Source organism: Desulfoprunum benzoelyticum (assembly GCF_014201505.1).
GTDB lineage: Bacteria > Desulfobacterota > Desulfobulbia > Desulfobulbales > Desulfocapsaceae > Desulfoprunum > Desulfoprunum benzoelyticum.
Genome location: NZ_JACHEO010000023.1, coordinates 1 through 14,347 on the forward strand (window position 1 = coordinate 1; position 14,347 = coordinate 14,347).

Here is a 14,347-nt window from a genome sequence, read left to right on the forward strand (position 1 = left end):
TACAATGGTTGATCGGTTAACCTATATAGCCTTACAAACTCAGCCGGTCCCGCAGCGCCTGCTCAAGCTGGCTGAAGTTCGATGGTAATCAGAAATTGCAAAGTGTTCAGAGGGAAAGTTTTTTATGAGCCAGCTACTAGCTGGTCTAAAACAATGAAAACTAAAGATCTTGTTTCGTTGTTGCTTATGAAACGAACTCCCTTTAGACATGAGTCAGAATACAGATTTATACTAGTGCCAGATCACGCACAGCCCACTTTTAGCAATATAACCATAACTATAGGCAATTGGTTTGATTTTGTAGATGAAATTCTGATTTCACCGTGTACAGCCCAAAATAAGTGGATTTCCCGAACCATTTACAACATGGCAATACGTGCATCAATTAACGCTGGAAACAGGTGTATAAACTCGAAGGATGGAATTCGGTTCTGTCGTATATCCCAACTATATGGCAACGTCACTGAAACAGTTGGGAATCACGAGTAGTAGGTCCTGTAAGATGGCTAGCCTAAACCAAAAGCAGGAACACAGTGTTCCGACATTGGCTTAGATAGAAAGAAAAGTCCAACAGGCCAGTGGAGCGGTGAACCCGCTCACCGGCCAGCCGTTATATTTTGTTACAAAAAAAATGTATGAAAAAAATTGACTATCGAAATCAAGCTTTGAAAATCCTACCGTGGGTCTGTGCAAGTTGCGGCCGTGAATTTTCTGGCAAAAAAATCAGAGAATTGACAGTCCATCACAAAGATCATAATTATAAAAACAACTCTCCAGATGGTAGCAACTGGGAGTTATTATGTCTGTATTGTCATGATAATGAGCACTCCCGTGACCTGGATGCCGAATGGCTGCCAACTCACAATTCTGATAACGACAAAAGAACAACAACACGCTACAAAGCTTTCGACAAACTCAACAAACTTTTATCTGAGAAGAAAAACAGCGAGTCAAAAAAATAAATATAACTAGCCATTTCACACCGTGCCGCTACGCTTCACTCGGACTCGCTGAAGCTCGCCGGTGAACTAAACGTTAATATTGCCACTTCGGAGGTCTTCATATTGTATTAACGCTTCAATTTGAGACTACTACTGTATATACGTAATTAAATTGTGACCTGAGATTGTGGTATAATAGGTCATCAACATCCTGTTTTTTCATAAGAAAAAGGAGGATAAGATGGCCATTTCGCAAAGTATATATCCCAGTTACTACCCCACAGATTGGGGCCAATCCGTTTATTTCTCAAATCTATCTTTCCTGTTCCCACTGGATGACCACGCAAATCCAGATGCGGAATCTATCCGGACGTTGTTTGCACCTGCTGCCGGCGCATTTTATGTGTATCAGCCGAGCAAACGGCGTCGAGCCCTCAACAAAGCAATAGATAGGCTCGAGGCCAGCTCTTTACCGGGATTTGAATATGTCATTTCCTACATCCATGACAAGTATCGTCGCAATCACTCAGTCACTTCCATCAGCCAAACAGGACGAACGCTACACGCTTTTCTGTCTATTTTCAAGGACCTGGGGAGAAGCGATATAAAGGGTATCCAGCGGCAGGACATAGCTGGTTATGTAGAACATGAGCAGGAAAAAGGGCTGAAGGTTAACTCGGTGAGAAATCACCTCCACACAGTGTACGCCTATCTCCGATACCTGGTAGAAAATGATGTGTTGCCCGCTGATATTCTGCAGAAGAAAATTCGCATCAAGCTGCCTGAAGTGCTGCCAAAAGCGATACCAGCTGAAGATCTAAAACAAATCCTGAAAGTTATAACAGGGGTGAGAGACCGTGCCCTGATTCTTCTCCTCCTCCATACCGGCATGCGAATTGGAGAACTGCTGAAGGTGAAGATAGCAGACATCGTCTTGTCAGAACGAAAAATCCTTCTGTATCTGGGCGAGAAGAATTTACACGGCAGAACAGTTTTCTACAGCACCACTGCTGACCTGGCGTTGAATAAATGGCTGGCGACAAGGGATACAACCAGCGAGTACCTTTTTTATGGTTATGGCGGCAAGCAACTCTGCTATGTGACGGCCTGGATGATTATGAAGGATGCCCTACAGAAAGCGGGGCTTGAAGGGAAAGGCTACAGCCTGCATTCCCTTCGCCACACGTTCGCCACGAATATGCTCAACGCCGGGTTGCGGCTTGAAGTGCTGCAGCAACTCCTGGGACATCTCACCATCGACATAACTCTTCGGTATGCAAGAATAGCAGACGTAACCCGGGAGGATGCCTATTTCAGGGCAATGGCGATAATCGAAAAGGGGGTCAGTGATGCACCTAACAGAGTCAATCCTGAACTACAGGCGGTTTTTGAAGAGAAAAAACTTCTCTGATCTGACGATAAAGAACTACCTCCACCGGCTGAAACGATTCTTCTGTTGGGTGGCAACGACTGTCGAAGGGACGACGGTAAAGGAGGTGAAGATGTATATCGACTCCATGCTGGAGCAAAGGATGGCGCCGAGAACCGTCAACTGCCACCTCTCAAGTATCAGAAGATTTTACGAATATCTGAAAGACGAGGAGAATATCTGTATCGAGAATCCCGTGGTCACCGGGCTACTGTTACGAGAACCACATCCGCTTCCCAGGTATGTGCCAGACAGTGATGTGGAGGCGTTTCTGAAATGCGTTGCCAGTACAAGGGATCTGGCGATCTTCATGTTGATGCTCCGGTCAGGTCTACGGGTTCAGGAGGTAGCCAATCTCACCCTTGATGTTATTGACTACAGGCGCAGTCAGATTGTTATCAGGGCAGGGAAAGGTGCAAAGGATCGCATGGTCTTCATCAGCAACGATGCGGGAGCTGCCTTGGCTAACTATCTGCGGGAACGACCGGTGACCACAGAGAGACGTATCTTTTTGGCAGAAAAAGGACGTTGCAGAGACAAACCTATCTCCATTCGGGCTATTCAGAAACGGATAGAGATGTATGCAAAGATATGTGGAATTCCCGTTACCTGCCACAGACTTCGTCATACCATGGCAACCCAACTCCTCAATGCCAATGCCGACCTGGTTAGTATCCAGGAAATACTGGGGCACACCATGATCAAGACGACCCAGCGCTACAGCAAATTATCGAATCTGAAAGCGCAGAGGGATTATTTTCAAGCAATGGAACTGGTGATGAAAAACACCGAGATCAAGCAGTTGGAATGACGTCAGAAGTCAAAACCGGAGGAAGACCAAGGATCACAAGCACTCAGGGGGCTCTGCCCCCTAACCCCCGAGGTTTAACGCTTTATGACCATAAGGATGGAGGAATAAAAAAGAGGCCGAGTATCCGTGACCCGGCCTCCAGCCTTACGGTGCTCATCTCGGCGCTCGGGTCGCTCCTCAGCGTTGCCCTATCCTCCGGATGAGTAGAGAAAAAATAGTCACTGATTGCGTCCACGGCAAGCGAGGACTATTTGAGGTGCGATTCTCAGAATCAGTCTTGATGGAACTCACCTCGGAGATGGGAGAATGGGAGAATGGGAGAATGGAACTTGACATCAAAGGCAAAGATGAACGAAAATAAAGTGTAGCTAATGGACTAATCTAAAAAGAAAAAACAGGATCTATTACGTATATAGACTGTAAATCTTCAATTTTGAAAGACAATAGCTCTCATCTCAGCTTTGACTTATTGCCTAAACCTAGATTATCTACGACTGATCTTGATCAGCACTGCTGATGGAGAACTGTCAGTAGGCCAAGGCTGGAGATTAGATTGGATCAGATCAAGTCGTAACTATTCCATGTTAACTGTTCTGGATCGTCAGTGCTGCCTGCTTCAGACTGCTATCCGATAGGTGAGAGTATCTCTCTGTCAGGGCAATGCTGGAGTGACCGAGCAATTCCTTCACGTGGTAGATATCGACTCCAGCTTGGACCAGCATGCTCGCGTAGGTATGCCGCAAGGAGTGAAATGTCAGTTTGTCACGTCGGTCGGTGAGACCCTCGTTCAGTTTTAGTTTATCAATGGCCCGGTTGAATGAATCGCTGATCTGAACGATCTTGTTGCCGTTCTTGTCCGGGAATACTAGGTCAGTACTTTTCGTCTCTGATGTCCGCCGTCTGGTCAGCATGGTCTTTACTTCATCAGTGAGGAAGAGAGGGCGGTTCTTGTTGGATTTCGTGTCACGCAATAAGGCAGTGCCCTGGAATAGGTCTATATCGCTCCAGGTGAGCGAAAAGATCTCGCCCGCCCTTGCACCCGTCTGAAGGGAAAAGAGGGCCATATCGTGCACGTCCGTGGATCGTCTGGCCAGTTCTGATAGAAGGGCGGTTGCCTCGTCCCTAGTCAGAAACCGAGTGCGCCGGTTGTCTATAACCGGCCTCTTGACGATCTTTCCTGCGGCGGGGTTCGATCCAAAGTAAAGGCTGTGGATGAGGGCGTGGTTGAATACCTGACGGATGGTGGCGAGGCAGTATTGAACCGTTCGAGGGCTTTTCTCCTTCAATGTCATTGCCCGCTTGATCTTTTCAAGGTGTATGGGTGCTATTTCTCTCATAGGTTTTTCCCCAATAACGGGGTTGATCCAGAGCCTGAAGAATTGTTCCTCCCTCTGCCATGACTGCTGGTTCCGTTTGTTGGATTTCGAGACAGGGAGATAATGTTCAGTGAAGATTTCTGCGAAGGTGATGTTCGCCACCCGTTCAGCGGCCTCCTGCTTAACTTCCTCGGCCCGGCGGTTGCGTTCGATCTGACGCTTCTCTTCGAGAGTAGCAGGACCGGAGCCGGTGGTAATATTCTTCTTCAGTTCTGCAAGGACCGCAGATGCCTTTTTCTCCGTCCACCCCTCAGACGCCCACCCCAAGCCTTCAGACCGCTCTTTGCCTGCAATTTTGTACCTGATCGTGTAATAGCGGTCGAAGCCGACACCGTGTTTCCTGGTGGTGTGCAGTCGATACCTGATTCCGGTCGTCTTGCATTTTATCCATTCTGACATGGCTGACCTCTTGTATGGCGATGCATAGGGAGGCGGGACTGAACCATGACAAGTCCCATGGTTGATCCCTAGGTCAATTCTGTCCCGCTCCTGTCCCGCCTTTAGTTGATTAAATGAGCTGAAGATCAAGTATGTAATATGAAGAACTGTACATCACAAGATGCTGTATTGTCTATAATAAAGAGACAAGAAAGGACGCTTTGTTGTGATAAATGAAAGGTGAAAAAACGGACTACGAATCCGTAGGTCGGGAGTTCGAATCTCTCCTGGTGCACCAGTAAAAACAAGGGGTTATGTCGATGAGACGTAACCCCTTTTTCGTTCCGTTCTTCGCCGGTCGGCTTCCCGCCAGGCACCTTCCTGTAATCGATCCGTCAGAATCGCTGGTATCCTTCTCGATTCCATCCAAGTGGGAAGATCTGAAGGAAGAGTTTGAAGAATTGATCGATGCTGCCCATGATCTCTACGGCGACTATTCGATTTATGAAGTGACGGATCTGGACAGACCTGCAGCCATCGCAAGAATCGTTGAGATGTACGGCCCCGCCAGATGAAGAAAGGATCGGAAGTATTTCCCGGGATCAGATCCGGCCTGTTATCGGCCTGTATCATGATTGCTTCTCATTGAGACAGGCAAATTCGACGACCACCAATAAACCACCCGGAGTATCCACTACAGAAAAGGGAACCATCATGGCCGAAAACAGTACCATCAACCGCAGGATCGTCCTGAACTCACGTCCCGTCGGCGCACCGATTGCCGACAATTTCCGTCTCGAGGAAGGACCCGTACCGGAACCCGGTCCCGGGCAGGTCCTGCTGCGGACCCTGTACCTGTCGCTTGACCCGTATATGCGCGGCCGGATGAGCGATGCACGGTCCTACGCCGCGGCGGTGGCGATCGGTGAGGTCATGGTCGGCGGCACCGTGTCGCAGGTGGCGGTCTCCCGGCACCCTGACTACCAGCCGGGCGATCTGGTCCAGGGCTCCGGCGGCTGGCAGGAATATGCCCTTTCCGACGGCACCGACCTCGTCAGGCTCGATGCCCGGATGTCCCGGCCCTCGACCGCACTCGGCGTTCTCGGCATGCCGGGTTTTACGGCGTACATGGGCCTGCTCGACATCGGTCAGCCGCAGGCCGGGGAAACGGTGGTGGTCGCCGCCGCCAGCGGGGCGGTCGGTTCCGTGGTTGGCCAGATCGCCAAAATCAAAGGCTGCCGGGCGGTCGGTATCGCCGGCGGCGCCGAGAAGTGCCGTTTTGTCGTCGATGAACTGGGTTTCGATGCCTGCGTCGATCACCGCAGCAGCGATTTACGGCAGGAGCTGGCCGCCGCCTGCCCGAAAGGCATCGACGTCTATTTCGAGAGCGTCGGCGGCCGGGTCTTCGCCGCCGTCCTGCCCCTGCTCAATGTCAAGGCCCGCGTGCCGTTGTGCGGCCTGATCTCCCTCTACAACGAGACCAGCCTGCCGGAAGGTCCGGATCGCCTGGGGCTGCTGACCCGCCACATGCTGGTCAAGCGCATCAAGATGCAGGGCTTCATTATCTTCGACGATTACGGTTCGCGCTACGGCGAGTTCCAGAGCCAGATGAATACCTGGCTCAAGGAGGGCCGGATCAAGTTCCGCGAAGACATCGTCGACGGACTCGAGAACGCCCCCGAGGCCTTCATCGGCCTACTCGAAGGCAGGAACTTCGGCAAACTGGTCATTCGCGTCGCGGGTGACTGAAACTGTTGCAAACAGGAGATATGCGATGAAAATACTGATGGTTCTGACTTCGCACGACACACTCGGCAATAGCGGTGAAAAGACCGGTTTCTGGCTGGAAGAATTCGCGGCCCCCTACTACGTTTTCAAGGATGCAGGCGCGGAGATCACCCTGGCCTCGCCGCGTGGCGGCCAGCCGCCGCTTGATCCCAAGAGCGACGATCCGGCCTCCCAGACCGATGCCACCCGCCGCTTCAAGGCGGATGCCGCGGCCCAGGCCGATCTCGCCGGTACGCGCAGGTTGGCGGAGGTTTCCGCCGGCGCTTTCGACGCGGTGTTTTACCCCGGCGGCCACGGGCCGCTGTGGGATCTGGCCGAAGACGCCTTTTCCATCGCCCTGATCGAGACGATGCTGGCGGCCGGCAAACCGGTGGCCGCCGTCTGCCACGCCCCGGGCGTGCTGCAGCACCCGAAAACAGTCGACGGCTCTCCCGTGGTCCGGGGCAGGACGGTAACCGGCTTCGCCAACTCCGAAGAGCAGGCGGTCGGGCTGACCGAGGTCGTGCCCTTTCTGGTTGAGGACATGCTCAGAGGCAACGGGGGCAGCTATTCGAAAGCGGCGGACTGGCAGCCCCATGTGGTGACCGACGGCCTGCTGATCACCGGGCAGAACCCTGCCTCCTCCGAGCCGGCGGCCAGGGCGCTGCTGGCCAAATTGACCTGAACCGCCAGCCGCATGGGCCGGCCGCTTAGCTCATTCCGTGTTTTTAGAGTCCATAAAAAAGGGGAAGGATGACGCAGACGCGCAAGTCCAATGGGAATCAGTCAGTCCGGTAAAACGGCGCGGCCAAACAGCGGCAGGGTTACTGCCAGGTCACCCTCGAAAAAATAGTCGGCAAGGGGATCACGGCGGCGATAACTGGCAGCGGAGAGGGCGGTCTCGCGGTTGAATTCGTACACCAGTCCGCCCCGGTCCTTGACGAGTGCCGGGAAACCGGCGGCTGGATAAACGCCGGCGGAGGTGCCAATGACCAGCAGCAGGTCGCAACCGGCGAGCAGCTCTTCGATCTGCCCGAGGCTTCTCACCTGTTCGCCGAACAGGACAACGTTGGGTTTATAGGGATACCTGCATCGTTCGCACGCAGGCACTTCAGCCATCCGGTAGTGGACCTCGGTTACCTGAACGGTATGGCCGCACTGTAGACAGTGCAGGTGCTGATGATCGCCGTGAATCTCGAAAACATTCCTGCTCCCGGCCGCCTGATGCAGATTGTCGACGTTCTGGGTGATCAGTCCCTTGAGGAAACCATTTTTCTCGAGTTCGGCAAGTACCCTGTGTCCTGTGCTTGGCTTTTTGCCGATCAGTCCTCTGCCCATTTCGCGGTACAGCTTCCAGGCTTTGTGCGGATTGTGGAGAAAGACGTCGAGGGTGGCGTATTCATCCGGCGAGAAGACGGTCCAGACTCCACCCGGGCTGCGGAAGTCGGCGATACCGCTGGCAACGGAGATACCTGCGCCGGTGAGTGCGGCGGCGGACCGGGCCTGTCTGAATTTCGTCACCGCTTCTTCGAGGTGGTTTTCGTTTTTGCCGGGGGTGATAGTCTTCATCGCAAGGATCGACAGGTCGTCGATAGAAGGCTCTGCAGCCATTGGGAAATGTCGTCGATCTGGGCCGGGCAGACCGAATGTTCCATCGGATAGTTCTGATAGCTCACCCGGTAGCCCTCCTGGATCAGGCGGGCCACAGCCGTCCGGCCAAGCTGCTCGGGAACGACCGGGTCGTGCAAGCCGTGCTGGACACTGATCGGGATCTCCTTGTTGACGGCTGTATATTCAAGGGTATCGGCAGTGGCCAGATAGGTGGACATGGCCAGCAGGCCGCCGAGCGGCTTGTCGTGACTGAGAACGACCTGGTAAGCCACCGCCCCGCCCTGGGAAAAACCGGCAACAATGATCCGCCGGCTGTCGATGCCCCGGTCGAGTTCCCGGTCGATAAAAGCGTTGATCGATCGGGCCGATGCCATGAGGCCCTCGCTGTCTATCTTGCGGTTGATCTGCATTTCCATGATGTCGTACCAGGCCGGCATGACATAGCCGCCGTTGATCGTCACCGGTATCGCCGGCGCATGGGGAAAGATGAATCGTATTGCCGCTGTAACGGGTAATTGCAGTTCAGGGATGATCGGCGCGAAGTCGTTGCCATCCGCCCCCAGGCCGTGCAGCCAGATGACCGTGCTGTCGGGACTGGGGCTCGTTTCTTTCTCAATGGCCGGTAAAAGTGTCATCGTTGCTCTCGTCTGGTGTGATCGGTTTGCTGTTCAGCCGGGTGTCAATAATAAGAAGGGATTGTATCACAGTCCTCTGCCTGCTCGCCATTCTTTCTAATGACGAGATCAGATTCGACCGCCGTTGTTTCAGGTGCCGGACGTCGATGCCGCAGGAAGCTGAAATACCCGGGCGTGCTTCATCGTCCGACCAGAAAAAATATAGGCGATGCTGTAGCAGCCATTATTTCTGTCTGTCGGTAACCAATTGCGGAGTGGATCTGGAACTGCCATGCTTCCCGGCAACTGATTTCATGGAGAATTGAATCAAACCTGTGATAGGTGTTAGAATTTGTTGTTGTTGGTAACTATTGAAGAAAAGACCGCCTTTTTTGACACGTTGGGTAACATGTCCCAGTACGTTAGCAGTGCTGCGATGCAGAAACCGTATCGAAAGAGAGGGATGTCGATGGCTGAGGGGAAGGACAGTACGTATCTGACGACGCGGGAGGTTGCCGCCTTTCTCAATATCAACGAGAAGATGGTCTATTATCTCGTTAACGATAAAGGGCTGCCGGCAACCAAGATCACCGGGAAATGGCTGTTCCCCCGGCGTCTGGTCGAGGAATGGCTGGAGACCCATGTCCTCAACGTGCAGCGGACGGGAATCGATCGCTCTTCCAATGACGGGATCCTGTTGATGGCCGGGAGCGACGACCTGCTGCTGCAGAAGGTCCTTTCCCAGTTCTACAAGAAAGGGCTGGGGACGGTGTTCTTCGCCAATCTCGGCAGCATGGGCGGACTGAAGAGCCTGCGGCTGGGGTTGTGCCATATCGGCACCTGTCATCTGCTCCAGGATGACAATGCCGAGTACAATTTCGATTTTGCCCGGGAGGAACTGGACCGGGCCCCGGTCTTCGTCAATTTCAGCAAGCGTGAACAGGGGATTCTGCTGCAGAAGGGCAATCCCAAGGGCATTCATTCCATCGTCGACCTGGCGAAGAAGGGGGTGCGTATCGTCAACCGGCAGCTGGGGACCGGCACCCGACTGCTGCTCGATTACGAGATCTCCAGGTCGGAGATTTCCGCCAGCCAGATTGAAGGGTATGAGGTGGAGGTCTCCCGCCATATGGACGCCGGGCTCGAGGTCCTGTCCGGTCGGGCCGACGCAGCTCCGGCGATCAGGGCGGTGGCCGGGCTGCTCGATCTCGATTTCCTGTCGCTGCGCTGGGAGCGCTACGATCTGCTGATTGCCAGGGAACGTTTTTTTGAGAAGGGAATTCAGGATTTTATCGGGCTGTTGCACGAGAAGGAGTTCAGATCGCTTGCCGAGACGTTTACCGGATATGATATCTCCCTCTGCGGCAAGATGATTTTTCCAGACAATTTAAAATTGAAGGAGTAGCAGATGAAAAGATTGAAATGGGTAGTGATTGGAGTTTACCTGCTTGTCAGCGCCACCATCGGCAGCGCCATGGCGGAAGCCAAGGTACTGACGATGTCGACCACCACCAGCACCGAGTCTTCCGGACTGCTTGACGTCCTGCTGCCGGAATTCAAGAAGGACACCGGCATCGATGTCAAGGTCCTGGCCAAGGGCACCGGGGCGGCGCTGAAGGATGGGATGGACGGCAATGTCGACGTGGTGTTCGTCCATGCCAAGCAGAAAGAGGCGGATTTCGTCGACAAGGGTTTCGGCACCCAGCGCTATGCCGTCATGCACAATGATTTCATCATCGTCGGCCCGCCGGCGGACCCGGCCGAGATCAAGGGGTCGAAGGATTCGATCGAGGCCCTTCAGAAGATCGCCGCCGCCAAGGCGCCGTTCATCTCCCGCGGTGACGACAGCGGCACCCACACCAAGGAGCAGGAGATCTGGGGCAAATCCTCGCTGAAACTGGTGGAAACGAGCCAGAAGCTGGTCATCTCCGGCAAAGAGGCCCAGGTCGTAGCGAAGAAACCCGAAAACTCGGATGCATGGTACTACTCGATCGGCCAGGGCATGGGCAAGACCCTCACCTTTGCCGATGAGAAAAACGCCTATGCCATCGCCGACCGCGGCACCTATATCGCCTACAAGTGGGGCAAGACCCCGGCGGTCGATCTCGACATCCTCTTTGAAGGCGATGAGACACTGGCCAATCCCTACGGTGTGATCCCGGTCAATCCGAAAAAATTCCCCCACGTCAAGTACGATCTGGCCCAGCAGTTCGCCGACTGGCTGATCTCGGCCCGGGGGCAGAACGTCATTGCCGATTTCAAGCTTGAGGGGAAACAGTTGTTTTTTCCGGATGCGATCAAGTAAGACCTTTTAAACCGAACCGTTGTGTCGAGGGGAGAAACGAAGTCTCTGTTTCTCCCTTTTTTATCTGGGGAATTGCTGGAAAGCCGGTCAAGGTTCACGCCTGCGCTGCCGGCTTTTCAGTTCCCATTTCTGATTGGATCGCGGCATGGAACTGTTACGTGACAGTGTGATCTCAGCTTTTCTGCTGCTGATGCAGCTCGACCCGGAATTGCTGTTCATCATCTGGGTGTCAATCAAGGTTAGCGGTCTCTCGACCCTGGCCGCTGCCGCCCTCGGCATCCCCGCCGGCCTGGTGCTGGCCCAGGCCGTCTTTCCCGGCAAGCGCTTCGTCCTCACCTGCCTCAACACCCTGCTGGCCCTGCCCACCGTCGTCATCGGTCTGGTCGTCTACGCCTTCATCTCCCGGCGGGGGACATTCGGTTCCTTCGGCCTGCTCTATACCCAGGAGGCGATCATCATCGGCCAGATCATTCTCATCGTTCCCCTGGTGACGAGCCTGACCATCGCCGCCGTCAGCAAGCTCGATGAGCGCTACCGCATGTCGGCGATGACCCTTGGGGCCGATCGCTATCAGGCGGCCCTGGTGATCTTCCAGGAGGCCCGGTTCGGCATCGTCGCTGCCGTCGTTGCCGCCTTCGGGCGGGTGATCGCCGAGGTCGGGATCGGGATGATGCTCGGCGGCAACGCCAAGGGCTTCACCCGGACGATGACGACCGCCATGGCCCTTGAATACGACAAGGGGGAGTATGTCCTCGCCGTCGCCCTGGGCGTCGTTTTGATGAGCATCGCCTTCGGTGTCAATATGCTGTTCCATTTTTTCCAGGGAAGGACCAGAACGGATGCTCTATGAATTGATCGGTCTGGAAAAAATTCTTGGTGGGCGCAAGATTTTCGATATTGACAGATTTTCGATACGATCCGGGCGCATTTACTCTCTTACCGGGCCGAATGGCGCCGGCAAAACGACGCTGTTGAAAATTCTGGCCTTTATCGATCGGCCGACTGCCGGGGAGATACGGTTCTTTACAAAATCGGTTCTGCAGGTTGAAGGCGATCTGCTCGAGCTGCGGCGGCAGGTGGTGATGGTCGATCAGTCGCCGCTGCTGTTTACCGGCACCGTTATCGACAATGTCGAATTCGGTCTGAAGATGAGGAAGATCCCTGCCGCCGAAAGGAGAAAAAGGGCGATCGAAGCCCTTCAGCAGGTGGGGATGGAACGATTCGACCGGACTGAGGCCCATCGGCTTTCGGGGGGTGAGACCAAACGGGTGGCCCTCGCCCGGGCCCTGGCGATCAGACCGAAGGTCCTGCTGTGCGATGAACCGACGGCGAATGTCGACAGTGAACATCAGAAGATCATTCTCGATATCCTTGCCGCTATCAACCGCCAGGACAAAACCTCTATCATCTTCTCTACCCATTACCAATCACTGGAACAGCAGTTGGCCCATTTCTGCCTGCACCTCCAGCATGGGCATCTCAGCGAGCATCAGGCCGACAATGTCTATCACGCCGAACTGATCGAGCGAGGGCAACGACGCTCATCCTGTCGGTTGGCGGAGCGGGTGATCATCTCTGTGCCGACCCGGAGCATCCCGGCGGAACCGTTGTTCAACCTGAGAATCGATCAGGACAAGATTCGGCTGGCGGCAATCACCGGCGACCGGCAAACGGAAGGCAGCCTGGTGGAAGGACGGGTGGCCCAGATCAGGGAAGAAAACGGGGGCGTAGCGGTGAAACTCCATGCCGGGATCGTCCTCGATCTCACGCTTTCGCCTGAAATTTACGCGGATCGGTCTCTCCGGGTCGGGGAGATTGTGGCTGTCGTCATCCCCGACGAGGCGGTGCACTGCATTCCGAACAGTGGTGACGTTCGCCCGGTATGAGTTTTCTGGACACTCACACCTTATCAATCAGGACCGAATAAACTTTCAGCAAAAGATACAGCCCTGCGGTACACAGGGCGGCAAAAGGCAGGAGCCGAAAGTAGAACTCCTTGACGGAAAGTTTATGCCCCTTTTGAAAATCGGCCGGATAGCCGATTTCGCCATTGTATACCTCGCGACTGGAGCCGAAAATTTTCTTCCAGAAAGAAAAGGATGACGACAAAAATGATGAGTACGGTAAGCATGGGCTGATTCAGCGGTAAGCAACCCGACGACTCATGGCCGCCTTCTCCCGGCGTCCCCGCATATGGTGCAGAGACACCGCCGATAAAGGATCACTCCTTTCTCTCCTCATGCCCGCTACTGTTTGTAGATGATGGTCCCGACGTGTTCGCCGTTCAGGGCCCGGGTGATATTGCCCTCGACCAATCCGTTGATGATCTGCACTTTTTCTATGACCTCGCTGTTCTGTATGATTTCGAGGCAGGGGCGTTCGATCACCAGGTCGTCCATGTCCCGATCAAGCAGATCCTGGGCCCCGATCTCGGGTATGAAGGTCGCGTCCGGGTTCTTTTTCGGGTCATCGGTGTACAGGCCATTTTCATCCTTGATGAAGAGAATGGTCCGGGATCCGATCAGATCGGCGAGGATCACCAGGCCGACATCGGTACGGTGGATCGGTATGCGGCCGACTTTCGGCTTGAAGGCGAAATAATCGTACGGAGGCATGCCCTGCATGACTGGAATGATGTTTTCGGCAAAGTAGGTCGGCAGTTTGACGATATCCGAATGAGATATCTTGATTCCTCCCCACGGCGACAGCAGGGTGGCGATCATCAGGGCATTCTGTTCGGAGATCGTGCTGCCGAATTTGGCGATCACGCCGGTCGGCATCCCCATTTCCAGGCCAATGGTATAGATATGACGGCTTCTGGTACCCCCGCCGGTGGTGATCAACATCTTGTGATCCTGGCGGTTCCTGACGATTTCCTTGAGGATCGCCGGCAGGGCCTTGACACCGCGATCGCAGACCGATTGGCCGCCGATCTTCATGATCGCGATATCCGGATACAGGCGCTCCTGTGGGGCAATTTCCAACTGGCCGATGAAATCCTTGCTCACCAGGCTCTCGCCCATCAAAACGCTTTTTACATGCAGCCGCTTGCCGTCCTTTTCCCGCACTAAAGCCATCTTCTCTCCCCTTGTTCCGTGGTTTTTTGATTGTTTCT

General features: G+C 54.2%; 14 protein-coding genes. 10 read left to right on the forward strand and 4 right to left on the reverse strand.

The genetic code is table 11. The features are described 5' to 3' along the window. The first annotated feature begins 635 nt into the window (after positions 1-635). The 3 genes from HNQ81_RS14855 to HNQ81_RS14865 all read left to right on the forward strand — a co-directional run bounded on the left by HNQ81_RS14855 (position 636) and on the right by HNQ81_RS14865 (position 3,181). Positions 636-962, forward strand: a complete 327-nt coding sequence (locus tag HNQ81_RS14855) for a YajD family HNH nuclease (protein WP_183352098.1) — start codon at positions 636-638, stop codon at positions 960-962. A 220-nt stretch (positions 963-1,182) separates the two neighbouring features. Beyond that, positions 1,183-2,352 (forward strand): tyrosine-type recombinase/integrase, encoded by a 1,170-nt coding sequence (locus HNQ81_RS14860; RefSeq protein WP_183352099.1) that lies wholly within the window; start codon positions 1,183-1,185, stop codon positions 2,350-2,352. Further along, on the forward strand, positions 2,291-3,181 hold the full coding sequence (locus tag HNQ81_RS14865; protein ID WP_240191596.1) for a tyrosine-type recombinase/integrase: 891 nt from the start codon (positions 2,291-2,293) through the stop codon (positions 3,179-3,181). Before HNQ81_RS14860 ends, HNQ81_RS14865 begins: the two co-directional genes overlap by 62 nt. A gap of 584 nt (positions 3,182-3,765) precedes the next feature. On the opposite strand, the gene HNQ81_RS14870 is transcribed toward HNQ81_RS14865, so the two are convergent. Next, positions 3,766-4,956, reverse strand: a complete 1,191-nt coding sequence (locus HNQ81_RS14870; RefSeq protein WP_183352101.1) for a tyrosine-type recombinase/integrase — start codon at positions 4,954-4,956, stop codon at positions 3,766-3,768. 299 nt (positions 4,957-5,255) lie between these two features. On the opposite strand from HNQ81_RS14870, the gene HNQ81_RS14875 reads away from it, so the two are divergent. The 3 genes from HNQ81_RS14875 (at position 5,256) to HNQ81_RS14885 (ending at position 7,387) form a co-directional block, all read left to right on the forward strand. Then, complete coding sequence (locus HNQ81_RS14875) at positions 5,256-5,510, forward strand: hypothetical protein (protein WP_183352102.1); 255 nt, start codon at positions 5,256-5,258, stop codon at positions 5,508-5,510. A 139-nt stretch (positions 5,511-5,649) separates the two neighbouring features. After that, entirely contained in the window at positions 5,650-6,684 is a 1,035-nt protein-coding gene (curA, locus tag HNQ81_RS14880) for an NADPH-dependent curcumin/dihydrocurcumin reductase (protein ID WP_183352103.1), read from the forward strand. Positions 6,685-6,709: 25 nt separating this feature from the next. Next, positions 6,710-7,387, forward strand: coding sequence for a type 1 glutamine amidotransferase domain-containing protein (locus HNQ81_RS14885; protein ID WP_183352104.1), 678 nt, complete (start codon positions 6,710-6,712; stop codon positions 7,385-7,387). A gap of 101 nt (positions 7,388-7,488) precedes the next feature. Here HNQ81_RS14885 and HNQ81_RS14890 read toward each other — a convergent pair whose 3' ends face one another. Together HNQ81_RS14890 and HNQ81_RS14895 are read right to left on the reverse strand one after the other, a co-directional pair. Beyond that, on the reverse strand, positions 7,489-8,313 hold the full coding sequence (locus HNQ81_RS14890) for an SIR2 family NAD-dependent protein deacylase (protein WP_183352105.1): 825 nt from the start codon (positions 8,311-8,313) through the stop codon (positions 7,489-7,491). Further along, entirely contained in the window at positions 8,268-8,948 is a 681-nt protein-coding gene (locus tag HNQ81_RS14895) for an alpha/beta hydrolase (protein WP_183352106.1), read from the reverse strand. Before HNQ81_RS14895 ends, HNQ81_RS14890 begins: the two co-directional genes overlap by 46 nt. Before the next feature lie 448 nt (positions 8,949-9,396). On the opposite strand from HNQ81_RS14895, the gene HNQ81_RS14900 reads away from it, so the two are divergent. From HNQ81_RS14900 to HNQ81_RS14915, 4 genes are all read left to right on the forward strand, one after another. Next, positions 9,397-10,332 (forward strand): substrate-binding domain-containing protein, encoded by a 936-nt coding sequence (locus HNQ81_RS14900; protein WP_183352107.1) that lies wholly within the window; start codon positions 9,397-9,399, stop codon positions 10,330-10,332. A gap of 3 nt (positions 10,333-10,335) precedes the next feature. Next, complete coding sequence (locus HNQ81_RS14905) at positions 10,336-11,232, forward strand: ABC transporter substrate-binding protein (RefSeq protein WP_183352108.1); 897 nt, start codon at positions 10,336-10,338, stop codon at positions 11,230-11,232. Between the two features lie 145 nt (positions 11,233-11,377). Next, positions 11,378-12,082: an ABC transporter permease gene (locus HNQ81_RS14910; RefSeq protein ID WP_183352109.1), complete on the forward strand. Its 705-nt coding sequence runs from the start codon at positions 11,378-11,380 to the stop codon at positions 12,080-12,082. Beyond that, on the forward strand, positions 12,072-13,118 hold the full coding sequence (locus HNQ81_RS14915) for an energy-coupling factor ABC transporter ATP-binding protein (RefSeq protein ID WP_183352110.1): 1,047 nt from the start codon (positions 12,072-12,074) through the stop codon (positions 13,116-13,118). The genes HNQ81_RS14910 and HNQ81_RS14915 overlap by 11 nt, the downstream gene beginning before the upstream one ends. A 360-nt stretch (positions 13,119-13,478) precedes the next feature. Here HNQ81_RS14915 and HNQ81_RS14920 read toward each other — a convergent pair whose 3' ends face one another. Continuing rightward, positions 13,479-14,309, reverse strand: a complete 831-nt coding sequence (locus HNQ81_RS14920) for an amino acid kinase family protein (RefSeq protein WP_183352111.1) — start codon at positions 14,307-14,309, stop codon at positions 13,479-13,481. Positions 14,310-14,347 lie beyond the last annotated feature (38 nt).

What these genes read in the sequence shown, in the direction of transcription:
- HNQ81_RS14855 (WP_183352098.1), top strand. Translation starts at nt 636, where the DNA reads ATGAAAAAAATTGACTATCGAAATCAAGCTTTGAAAATCCTACCGTGG.
- HNQ81_RS14860 (WP_183352099.1), top strand. Translation starts at nt 1,183, where the DNA reads ATGGCCATTTCGCAAAGTATATATCCCAGTTACTACCCCACAGATTGG.
- HNQ81_RS14865 (WP_240191596.1), top strand. Translation starts at nt 2,291, where the DNA reads ATGCACCTAACAGAGTCAATCCTGAACTACAGGCGGTTTTTGAAGAGA.
- HNQ81_RS14870 (WP_183352101.1), bottom strand. Translation starts at nt 4,956, where the DNA reads ATGTCAGAATGGATAAAATGCAAGACGACCGGAATCAGGTATCGACTG.
- HNQ81_RS14875 (WP_183352102.1), top strand. Translation starts at nt 5,256, where the DNA reads ATGAGACGTAACCCCTTTTTCGTTCCGTTCTTCGCCGGTCGGCTTCCC.
- curA (WP_183352103.1), top strand. Translation starts at nt 5,650, where the DNA reads ATGGCCGAAAACAGTACCATCAACCGCAGGATCGTCCTGAACTCACGT.
- HNQ81_RS14885 (WP_183352104.1), top strand. Translation starts at nt 6,710, where the DNA reads ATGAAAATACTGATGGTTCTGACTTCGCACGACACACTCGGCAATAGC.
- HNQ81_RS14890 (WP_183352105.1), bottom strand. Translation starts at nt 8,313, where the DNA reads ATGGCTGCAGAGCCTTCTATCGACGACCTGTCGATCCTTGCGATGAAG.
- HNQ81_RS14895 (WP_183352106.1), bottom strand. Translation starts at nt 8,948, where the DNA reads ATGACACTTTTACCGGCCATTGAGAAAGAAACGAGCCCCAGTCCCGAC.
- HNQ81_RS14900 (WP_183352107.1), top strand. Translation starts at nt 9,397, where the DNA reads ATGGCTGAGGGGAAGGACAGTACGTATCTGACGACGCGGGAGGTTGCC.
- HNQ81_RS14905 (WP_183352108.1), top strand. Translation starts at nt 10,336, where the DNA reads ATGAAAAGATTGAAATGGGTAGTGATTGGAGTTTACCTGCTTGTCAGC.
- HNQ81_RS14910 (WP_183352109.1), top strand. Translation starts at nt 11,378, where the DNA reads ATGGAACTGTTACGTGACAGTGTGATCTCAGCTTTTCTGCTGCTGATG.
- HNQ81_RS14915 (WP_183352110.1), top strand. Translation starts at nt 12,072, where the DNA reads ATGCTCTATGAATTGATCGGTCTGGAAAAAATTCTTGGTGGGCGCAAG.
- HNQ81_RS14920 (WP_183352111.1), bottom strand. Translation starts at nt 14,309, where the DNA reads ATGGCTTTAGTGCGGGAAAAGGACGGCAAGCGGCTGCATGTAAAAAGC.